Annotated in this window: 2 protein-coding genes; both read right to left on the bottom strand. The window is 37.5% G+C overall.

The annotated features are described in order from the left end of the window. Positions 1 to 453: 453 nt before the first annotated feature. The gene (locus LC033_RS16255) at positions 454 to 3,477 is read right to left on the bottom strand and encodes an SNF2-related protein (protein WP_226570220.1); all 3,024 of its coding nucleotides are present in this window, start codon (positions 3,475 to 3,477) and stop codon (positions 454 to 456) included. A 12-nt stretch (positions 3,478 to 3,489) separates the two neighbouring features. Then, positions 3,490 to 4,476 (bottom strand): hypothetical protein, encoded by a 987-nt coding sequence (locus tag LC033_RS16250; RefSeq protein ID WP_226570218.1) that lies wholly within the window; start codon positions 4,474 to 4,476, stop codon positions 3,490 to 3,492. Positions 4,477 to 4,784 lie beyond the last annotated feature (308 nt).

The raw sequence follows: 4,784 nt of genomic DNA, 5'->3' as shown, positions 1-4,784 counted from the left end.
GGAGGAAAAATGCAGCTGTTGTCCTGGTGGAACCAGGGCTTACAGATGTTTGTTATCCCATCGTTTAGCGTGGAGCGAGATACCATGAAATGTTGGCCGGCGTTTTGTGCCGGCTTACATTTCATGAGTAGACCCATAGGGCAAGCCCGACACAAGAATTTAAGGGTTTAGGAGAAGAAACTAAAAAGGTGTAGGGGCCTTGCTGAAGAACATGAAGATACATAAGATAGAAGAATTCATATAGAGGATGTACGTAATGAGAGGATCTAAAATCGCTGAGGTGCACCAGACAGCTATGCGATGGCAACGAAGTTGGCAGAGCATAGCAAAGGTTTTGTCTTTTGGGCAGCGGTAGCTGACCCAGCAGGCTCGATGCCTGCGTTTTAATAAAAGGAAAGCTTCAGCTTACCTACCATGCGTAACGCCAGCGAATTGCTGGTGTTACGCCCCCTTTCAGGAGCATTTAGAAAACTTTTGATCTCCCCAGGCAATATACGTTTTCCCGTCTTTGTCCTGTTCTTTGGTCAAGAGCATGTCCAGTATGTCACCATCAAGCCCAAAACGCTCATTAATTTCTGAGCTATCAAGATCCTCATTCTTCATGAAGTAATTTATCTTTTCTTTGCTCATGACCAACTGCAACATATTTGATTCTATGCTGTTTTCAACGGTCAAAAAGTGAATTTCTTTTTGATCAGTTGACGTATAACGGACAAAGCGTCCGAAAAATTGTTGCATGGCTGAGAAATTCCACTGCATTTCTAACAATAGAACACGATTGACAAAATCAATGTTCATGCTACTTGGAAGAGATTGCTGGGTACAAATTAAAATACCGTTTTCTGTGCTTTTCAGTTGTTTGACGATTTGTTTTCTCTGTTCAAAGGTCGCTTTATCTCCTGTGATGATAAACACAGGACGATCAGGAAAATGATCTTTTATATAACTTGCATATCGGTTTACAGCTTCTACATGTGTACAGCCGATAGCGACTTTATCATGTTGCCATTCTTTCAAAAGATTGATCGTTTCAATCGCTTTAGAAGGCATTACATTTGTGCTATGTTCTTTGAAACTGTTAGGAAGAACACAGGCTTTTAAAAGGCTGTTTAATTGGTTGATGATCATTAATAGAGAGTCTTTTCTAGTGTTACCAGTGCTTTTATAAAGCTCTGTCATTCTATAAAATTCTTTCATGATTGTGTTGTAAAGATGTTTTTCACTTGTATTAAATTTACAGAAGTTTTGTTTAATCTGGTATATTGCCTTTCCTGCCACTTCCTCAAAAGTTCTCGTAATCATTGAACGATCAATCAAGCTTTTAAGATGATCGCTATTGTATACCGATTGATCATGTTTACCGATCCCGAACACTGTTACTTTTTCAGGTGAAAAGCAGTACTTGAACAAGCGATACCCTTTTTTATAAGCCGGAAAAGGCTTGTTGTATTGCTTATTTTCTTTTTGTCTCAGCTCTTTAGTCTTTCGATCCTCTTCGTATAGCGTTTCACACTTACAAAGAAAGTTAACCGAATTGTTATACATCAATTCAAATGCAGTGAAGGCTTCTGAAACATTGTTTCTTGTGCTGGTGGCACTTAATAAGACTTTATATTTAACACGTCTGAAGCAATTTAAAACGGCTTTTGTGCGTTTTGATGAAGGATTAGAAATGTTGTCGGCTTCATCCAGCACAAGCATGACTTTTTGTGATTGTCTCTTGATGTACCGTTTTATAAACCTTTCGTACTTTGTCAGCATGTTAAATGTCATGATGACAATTTGACCTTGTTCAATGGTTTCAATGTCTTTCATGGTTTTGATCTGTTTCACATTGAAACCATAACTAATGAGAATATCATTCCAATTGTTATTAATCGCAATAGCAGGCGCAACGATAAAAACGTTTTTGATGTTGCTGTATTTTTGCCTAAACATGATTTGCGCTATAGCTGAAATGCTCTTTCCTGATCCTGTTCCCCACTGAAGATAAGCGTGATCTTTCATGAGTAGTTTTCCAGTATCAGTTTTTTGAATGCCATTCAGCTTAATAACATTTCGATTCTCTGAATCATGTATCACTAATTGATCCAGAAAACTTGTGATTTGTTCGGTCGGATCGATCTCCGACAACTTCATTTGTGCTTTTACGTGATCTTTTTGTTTCTTCAGGAATAGCTTTAAAAAGCGTTTGTCCTGAAAAGGATAATAACCATCACGCAGCAAGTCCGAAAAGTCCGCGCTTTTTGTTTCTTTCTGCATATTTAACAGCCGTTTTTCTTTATGGCTGTATGCTTTCAGCTTCAAACCGTATCTTGTTTTTACAAGTGCGGTTCTTTTATACTTAGGCTTTCCATGTTGTTCTTTTAAGACTCTTTTCAAGTATGAAAGCACTTTTTTTTCGGTTAGCTTCTTTTTGTTCCATTCTTCCACAGCCATTTCATGCGGCTTTGATTGCGTGAAATAACGATCCACATATTGCTCACATTTTGTGGCTTTATGACTAATTGCCGGATGCCTCTTTATATCAAAAAGAAGTTTCTTAACCTTGTCTAAAAATCCTTTTTTACTTTCGTGAAGTTCCGCAAGCTCAGATCGTATTTTATGCCGGACTTGTTCTTTTTGCTGAAGGGCAGGATGAACAAAACTTTCATAGATGAATTGAGAGTCTAGCCCTTTCATTGCTGTGTAATTTATTTCATATGGAACCGTAGAAAGGTGTTCGCTTTTATTTTGAAAGATCATTACTTTTGTTTCGTAATGATCAACGCCCATTTGTTTAAAAGCACTTGTCGGCAAAGCAAACTGACAAATAAAATTAAATGAATCATTTACCTCATTTATCATGCCAGTGTAAAAGTCATCATTCAAAAAGCTATTAGGTGCAATGAGTGCTAAAATGCCCCCTGGTTTCAACAATTCAGATGCTTTTTGGATGTAAAATAATTGACTTAAAATTTCATTGTTATTGACTTTCCACCTTAAATTAAAAGGAGGGTTGCCCACTATAAAATCAAATTTTACGTCTGGATTATAGTAACGGATATCTTCGTTTGAAAGATTAGCGTCAGGGTACAAATGACGAGCCACTTTAAAAGCCTTTATATCAAGCTCATTACCGTACACGTTTTCTTCTTTTGGGCAATAGTTTAAAAAATTACCCATCCCACATGTTAGATCAGCTATGAGGTCTTTTTCAGTCGGTTTTAAACACTCCATTAAAAACCTTGAAAGCTCATGTGGCGTAAAAAATTGACCGTTTTCGATCTCCTTTTTAGCTTCAGAATAAAGGTGATAATTATCGAAGGAAGAAAAGGAAAGACCATGTAGCCCCCCTTCTCCTGTATAGGAATTGAAAATATCCTCCTTTGTGATTTGCATTTCTTCACATTTATTATTTTCAATGAGATATAAAATTTTCTCATTGATTTGTTTTCTTTGGTTGTTTGGTATGATCTGTTCTATTGTTTTGTACATTGCCGTATCTCCTTACTTTTTTAGATATAAGTTTGCAAACTCATTTGCCAAGTCAATTGAATGAAATTCGATAGACACTTTGCCATTTTTGAATGCCTTGAAGCTTCTGATTTTATTGAAATTTTCCATTTCATATTTATCAAAAATGGGGGCCTCGCTTGAACCTTGCCGCATTTCTTTTTCAATTGATAAAAATTTATTAATTTTTGTTGGCTCTCCATATTCAAACAGTGATAGAGCATCAAATAATTTGGTCATTTTTCCTTCCTTTTGCCAAGAAATTTTTAGCCCACCCATCCAATCAGATTCAAAATAACCAAAGTTAGGCAAGTGTAACGTACTCTTTTTCACTTCAAACTTATATACGGCATCTTTTATTTTGTTCTTTATTTGCTCGTTTGCCATCTCTACAAAAGAGTAGCCGCCTAATTGTTCGAATAAATGATCTAACACTTTTTCAAACGTGATTAATTGTCCAAAAGAATAATTATCAACAATACTTGATGAATTAAATTCAACATTGTATTTTTTTGAAAAATAAGCCGTTATTTCGCTTATAAAACGTGAATTGCACTCTTGTTGAGCTTCTTCGATTTGACTAACCACGCCATATTTCCGAATATACTTATCTTTAATCGAATCGACTAACAGTAATTTATTTACGCTCTTATAAGCATGTTCTAAGGCTTTCCATGCGACTTCATAAGACTTTGCCTCATTTAAACAAAATTGTTCATCCTCTTGTGAAATACGGCTTGTGTTATCAATTTCAACTGTATCTAATCGTTGTAATAGGTTCATTTTTTGGTTTTGCTCCTTTTGTTTTTTATTTTTGACCTCCGAAGGGGTACGCCCCTTCAGGGTGAATTTTTCCCTTTTGACATGTAGAACGGACAACTGAGGATAGACACATGACAAGAGGGCCGCAGGCATCGCAGTAGCGACAAGTGCTGATTTGCCTTTAGGTAGCGTAACCGTTGCTTCAGGAATGTTTAGCATAGGCTCTACTGCTAAACATCCCTGGGGCTTACGAGTTACGACTGATCAGCATTTGCTCTTGTCATGTGGCTGGCCGTCTTATCAAAAAGTGTGGTAAAGAGCCGGAGGCGCAAACTTTGGCACGCTTTTTGATTAGCCGGCCCCGAATGTTGTACGCTTCGGAGGTCAAAAGGGAAATGTCACTTTAACGGCAGCCGTAGGCTGGCTACCGATGGTTTTAGGAAGCTTCAGCTTCCGTAAGCAGGCTCTAGCCTGCACGCAGTCGGCCGCGCGTGAAGAACGATGGAGGAAAAATGCAGCTGTTGTCC

Origin of the sequence: Bacillus stratosphericus, assembly GCF_020524495.1 — a bacterium.
Classification (GTDB): domain Bacteria; phylum Bacillota; class Bacilli; order Bacillales; family Bacillaceae; genus Bacillus; species Bacillus stratosphericus_B.
Note: the sequence above shows the minus strand (reverse complement) of the source record. Positions and strands in the feature narration are given on the sequence as shown.

Excerpts from the sequence above, each read along its gene's own strand:
- LC033_RS16255 (WP_226570220.1), bottom strand. The coding sequence starts at position 3,477 with ATGTACAAAACAATAGAACAGATCATACCAAACAACCAAAGAAAACAA.
- LC033_RS16250 (WP_226570218.1), bottom strand. The coding sequence starts at position 4,476 with ATGCTAAACATTCCTGAAGCAACGGTTACGCTACCTAAAGGCAAATCA.